This window comes from Nostoc sp. CHAB 5836 (assembly GCF_020829445.1).
GTDB lineage: Bacteria > Cyanobacteriota > Cyanobacteriia > Cyanobacteriales > Nostocaceae > Nostoc.
The window spans coordinates 1-4,197 of the sequence record NZ_JAIVFV010000306.1; the positions used below are offsets into that span (position 1 = coordinate 1).

Annotated in this window: 3 protein-coding genes; all 3 read right to left on the reverse strand. The window is 43.0% G+C overall.

The genetic code is table 11. From position 1 onward, the window contains the following. Positions 1–168: 168 nt before the first annotated feature. Positions 169–1,995, reverse strand: a complete 1,827-nt coding sequence (locus tag LC605_RS31450) for a hypothetical protein (protein ID WP_229551318.1) — start codon at positions 1,993–1,995, stop codon at positions 169–171. 88 nt (positions 1,996–2,083) lie between these two features. Next, entirely contained in the window at positions 2,084–3,196 is a 1,113-nt protein-coding gene (locus LC605_RS31455; RefSeq protein ID WP_229551319.1) for a ParB/RepB/Spo0J family partition protein, read from the reverse strand. Beyond that, the gene (locus LC605_RS31460) at positions 3,193–3,948 is read right to left on the reverse strand and encodes a ParA family protein (RefSeq protein WP_229551320.1); all 756 of its coding nucleotides are present in this window, start codon (positions 3,946–3,948) and stop codon (positions 3,193–3,195) included. Before LC605_RS31460 ends, LC605_RS31455 begins: the two co-directional genes overlap by 4 nt. Positions 3,949–4,197 lie beyond the last annotated feature (249 nt).

A 4,197-nucleotide genomic window follows, 5' to 3' on the forward strand; every position in this document is an offset into this window, starting at 1 on the left:
TAGTTTATATTACTATACCTTGGGGTTCTGGTGGCTATGCTTTTTTTTTGCTGGTAACTATAAACAAGATTAATCATTTATTCGCGTAATACATACGCGAACACTTCTTTTTTGTCCAAAGTCCAAAGATATTGTTTGATGGTATCGTCGCAAAGATTAACTATTGGCTCAATTTGTTGGGGGTCGTTGCAACAGAAACGCCCAGGCACGTTGAAAGAGTTCTAGCTGTAATTTGTGGTGGTCGCGGTAAAAACGACTGTAGAAATCCTCTTGGGGGTAACTATCGATTTGTTTCTGAATTTGTTGATGTTCTGCTTGTTTTAACTCTAGTTCCTTATTTAAAGCTGTTAGCTGGGTTTGAATTTCAGTGGCTTTTTGGTGAAGACTCTGCCATTGCTGTGAAAAATCGAGTTTTTGGGTAACAGAAGCCTGGGCTGCGGTTAAACTAGGGTGGTCAAGGGGGATCTGAAAGGGATGCCCTGTCGCCAAGGTGTTTAACACAGCAGCGTTGATTCGCAAAGCCAACCGGCGGAAAATTCGCTGATCGGTAGTAGCATTAAGCCAGTTCAAGGCGCGTTTGGTGATAGAGTCAGACTCTTTTGGCAGTTCGCGTTCTGCCTGGGATAAAGCTTCTTGTATCTGCTGGTAAGCATCAATGGGGAAATTTGCATAAGGAGCCAAACTTAACAGTTGTTCAGTTAGGGGTTGTAACTTGGAATCAGTAGCATAAATATCGTTATTGAGAGATTGGATTTCTACATCCAATTGCGATCGCCGTTCAAAATCAGTGACTTTTTGAGCAGTATTCAAGCGGTCTTGCTCTATAAGTTTTTGAATTTCACTTGATGCTTGCAGTAATTCGAGTTTGGCTTGCTCCCAAGCAGATTGATTAAATTCAGTCTGACGCAGCCAATCTTGGCTTGATTGCAGTTTGGGTAGAGTTTCCTTACGAATAATAGTTTGGTTGCCGCCAGGAAGATAAAACTGTTGAGCAGAAGAATTTATAGTCAGTCGTTGTTGGAATTTTTTAATGGTACTGTTATTAGTGCCGACAAAAAGTATTAAATTATTTGCATCATCTTCACCGCGAACAAGCCGTAACGCCCGATTCACTACTTGCTGTGCTATGAGGTGGAGAAACACTTCTGTTTTTCCAGTTCCGGGTGGCCCACAAACAGCAGTTAATAAGTTCTCTTGGGCGTGTTTGAGAACAGAGGCTTGAAATTCATCAGGCGCATGATCGGGGAAAGCCCCCCAGAATATCACCTCATCTTTGGGTGATTTTGGCTGACCACAGATGTACTGCATTGCTGGGTGAGTTTCAGTTAGCCATTCGCTATTACACTCAGGTTGTTGAAGTTCCTTAAGGATTTCTTGTATGTCTTGCTTGAGAAGGGCGTTATAGGGTGTAAAGTCGCAGCGTAGCAAATAAGGTTGTCGAGAGGTTTTGTAGTTTCCTTCGGGTAAGTCTACCAGTTCTAGGAAGTCTCGAAGCGTTGGGAATCTTCCTTTAAATGTATCTTCTAAAAATTTTCCAATTCCTGAAGCAACAATCAGTGATTCGGCTTGCTCCTCCTCTAGCCCGTACAGTCGCATCAAATTAACAACCACTGGCTGAAACTCGTATTCGGTCAAGTCCCAGCCAGTTTTGCGGTAATTACCTTTAAAGATGGGTGAAATATCAATTGTGAACAGAGGTAGGTATTTCAGCTTTTGCTCTTTTCCCTTCCCTTGGATTATATAAATTTGTGGGAAAGCAACAGCCATCTGAACATCATTTTTGTTGCCTCTCTTGGCTGCTTGTTGCTGTTGCTGGAATTGCGTAAATACTTCGCTATCTAACAGTAGCTTGTTGCCAACAAGCTGCACTCCCTTATCTACTACTTTTGAATAGATATCTGAAGAACGCTCAACCTCAGCTTGAGTCAGTTCTTCTAACCTGATGTAGCCTAGCCAGGATTGTACTATCTGGATAAGTTTTTCTGACTCTAGCATGGGGACTTAAACTTAAAAAGGAACACAAGCTAAGTATAAAAAATATTTGAGCTTTCTGCCTTCTACGTCCTGGTTTTGGTATGTAAGGTTACTCAACATTTGTCAGCGTCTCTAGTTGTGCAAGTAGTTTTTCTATTTGCTTGCGCTTCTTGGGGTCTGACCAAATACGGGACTTTCTTAGTTTGGTAGTCGCAGCAGTAAAGCGCTCTTTGTAATCGTTAGATTCGGTGTTTGGGGTAGAGGCTGGGGTTTTATTTTCAGTAATGCGCTGTCTGATTTCGCTTAAAGACCAGTTTTGAGCAAGAGCTTGTTCTAAAAATGCAACGCGCTCCGAAGTATCCTTAATCTGGGCGATCGCTTTGGCTTTGGTGTACTCAAGGGAGCCAAAGCGTAGTGCCTCAAGGATGTCTTCTGGGAGGTTTAGCAGTGGCAGGCGATTATTAGCAAACGATTCCCAAGTCATTAAACCCAAGCCATCAAACACTTCTTCAACAATTTTTAGGTCTGGATTTACTGGGGTTGAGCCATGAGTTTCATCGTTTCCATCTTTGACAATAACGTTATTGGAAACATCTAAATTCTTATCTTCATCCTTGACAATAACACTATTGTCATCATCTAATTTCTTGGATTCATCTTTGACAACATCATCCGAACTCGCATCATCTGAGGCTGATTTCTGTCTTCCAATAACGTTATTGGAAGAATTGGCCGCTTCTTTGCGTTCGTGTTGCAAGCGGCGCAGGAATGGCGGAATTTCCTCAATACTTCGACCTAGCTTGAGAGCCAGCAGTTGCAGTATGCCTTCAGTTTCTTCAACTGGGTTGAGGTCTGCTCGAAGTAAGTTTTCTATAAGTGCAAATTGAAAAGCTGCGTTGTCGTCTAACTCTCTAATGACGACGGGGACAACTTTCAACCCAATACTTAAGGCAGCACGATAGCGGCGCTCTCCTGCTACTAATTCGTGTTTTGATCCATCAAGGGGGCGTACTAAAATGGGTTGCAGGATGCCATGCTGTTTGATAGATTCAGTTAACTGTTTTAATGCCTCGGAGTCAAAGTAACGACGCGGTTGATTCGGCGGCAGAGAAATCTGCTCTAATGGCATGGACACTTGAGAATCAGCGTTGTTTATGCCTGTAGTGTCCCAAGGTACTTCAATTTTACTTTTGAGGGGCTGGCTGGCTTTAGTGTGTCTCATTTTAAGGATTCTATGCTAACGGCTATTTTTTTCAAGATTGCAACAGATGGGTGCTTTGGTTCATACACAGCTAGGGGCATTCGTTCTTCTGAAGCATCAACAAAAGCAGTGGAGCGAGGAATCGGGGCAAAGACTGTTCCGGCGCTGGCTAGTTGTTCGGTAATGGCTGCTAGGGTACGAGTGTCCTGGGAGTTACGGGCATCGTATTTTGTAGGCACAAATCCGGCAATTTGCAGTTTGCGGTTGGGTTTATTGCGTACTGTAGCAACCGTTTTTAAGAGTTCGCCTGTTCCCTCAAAGGCTTTGAAATGGGTTTCCAGAGGCACGAGAACATGAGTGGCAGCTACAAGGGAGATGTAACTTAGTAGCCCTAAGCTGGGAGGGCAATCTATTAATATAAAATCGTAATCTGATTCAATTGGTTCGATAGCTTCTTTCAGGCGAAAATCGCGCATGGAAGCACTAACCAATTGCATTTCTGCCGTACTCAGAGAGATGTTGGCAGGTGCTAAATCCATGCCGTGAATCCCCTCATGAATTGGCAGAGGTTGTTCATCCACAATGGCATTGTTGACGGTTTGCTCTATGTCTCTTGGAACCAAGCCCATAAAGATAGTCAAGCTGGCTTGGGGGTCTATGTCGATGAGCAGAACACGATGACCCAATTGTGCTATTTGGTAGCCCAGGTTTTGGGTAAGGGTGGTTTTGGCAACACCTCCCGCCTGATTAAAAACTGCGATGATTCGGCTCATAAGTGAGTTGGTTTACCTGCCCCGTTACAATTAAAGATAACTGTTGATGGGTAAATTGTTGTTGTTTATCAAAAATTATGATCGCATTAAATCCCAGGCTCTAGCTGTTTATGCTATTGGGATGAACAATAGTAATTCCTTCAACTTCTACAAAGTCTTTTGGGTTTAAAGTCAGAATATGGCTGATGTTATAGGCAAGCACTATCGCTTGTATGCGTAAATCGTGGGTGAGTTCACCTGAAATCTTAT